Source organism: Methylobacterium sp. WL116 (assembly GCF_008039455.1).
In the GTDB taxonomy this organism is placed as follows: Bacteria; Pseudomonadota; Alphaproteobacteria; order Rhizobiales; family Beijerinckiaceae; genus Methylobacterium.
In genome coordinates, this window is record NZ_VRUV01000839.1 from 1 (window position 1) to 1,334 (window position 1,334).

General features: G+C 71.2%; 1 protein-coding gene and 1 pseudogene. Both read left to right on the forward strand.

Features of this window, described 5'->3' with window-relative positions; all coding sequences use genetic code 11:
• Positions 1-115 precede the first annotated feature (115 nt).
• A pseudogene (locus FV223_RS27810) lies at positions 116-604 on the forward strand (SDR family NAD(P)-dependent oxidoreductase); the annotation flags it as partial.
• A gap of 173 nt (positions 605-777) precedes the next feature.
• Positions 778-1,334 (forward strand): gamma-glutamyltransferase (locus FV223_RS27815; RefSeq protein WP_187276281.1); only part of this gene is annotated, 557 nt, incomplete at its 3' end.

Sequence of the window (1,334 nt, forward strand, 5' to 3'; positions counted from 1 at the left end):
CCCCCCCCCCCCCCCCCCCCCCTTTTTTTTTTTATTTATCCGGCCACCACCTATATCTACACACTGAATATCGTCGGCTGCGTCTTATGTGTATAAGAGACAGGGGCCGGCCGCCCGCATCGTCGGGCGCGACGGCCCGGCCTCGCTCGACGGCTTCGTCCGGGTGATCCAGGTCAACCTCGTCGGCTCGTTCAACCTGATGCGGCTGGTGGCGGCGGGCGCCGCCGGGCTCGATCCCCTCGACGGGGGCGAGCGTGGGGTGATCGTCTCCACCGCCTCGATCGCCGCCTACGAGGGACAGGTCGGCCAGGCCGCCTACGCCGCCTCGAAGGCCGGCATCGTCGGGCTGACGCTGCCGGCGGCCCGCGAGCTCGCGCCGCTCGGCATCCGCGTCTGCGCGATCGCGCCCGGCATCTTCGGCACGCCGATGCTGCTCGGCCTGCCTCAGGACGTCCAGGACAGCTTGGGGGCCGCGGTGCCCTTCCCCGCCCGCCTCGGCCGGCCGGAGGAATACGCCGACCTCGTGCTGGCGATCGTCCGCAACCCGATGCTCAACGGCGAGACCATCCGCCTCGACGGCGCGTTGCGCATGCAGGCGCGCTGATCCGCGCACGAATCCTGCGTCGCAACGAAGGGAAGTCCGATGGGATCGTCCCTTCGGCGGGGGTCGGGCGGAGCCCGACGAACCGACCGGGCTTCGCCCTCGGCCCCGGACAAGGGATCACCCCTTATCGAAACCCGGACGTCACGCGCCGACCCTCAGTGAGCTGACCCGACATGTCGCAAACCTTCGACTGGACCTCCGCCTATCCCTCGATCCGCATGCCGATGTTCGGCCGCAACGTGGTCGCGACCTCGCACGCGCTGGCGGCGCAGGCCGGGATGCGGATGCTGTGGAAGGGCGGCAACGCGGTCGACGCGGCGATCGCCACCGCCGCGGCGAAGACGCTGACCGAGCCGTGCAGCAACGGGCTCGGCTCGGACGCCTTTTGCATCCTCTGGGACGGCCAGGAACTGCACGGCCTGAACGCCTCGGGCGGGGCGCCGGCCGCCTGGACGCCGGACTACTTCGCCCGGAAATACGGCCCGGCCACGCGGCCGCCGATGCGCGGCTGGGATTCGGTGACGGTGCCGGGCGCCGTCGGCGCCTGGGTCGCCCTGTCCGAGCGCTTCGGCAAGCTGCCCTTCGCCGACCTGCTGGAGCCGGCCATCGAGATCGCCGAGCGCGGCTACCTCGCGCCGATCGTGGTGCAGCAGAAATGGGCCGCCGCGGCAGCGGTCCCCGACCTCGTGCGCCAGCCGGGCTTTTCGGAGTTCTTCCTGCCCCGCGGCCG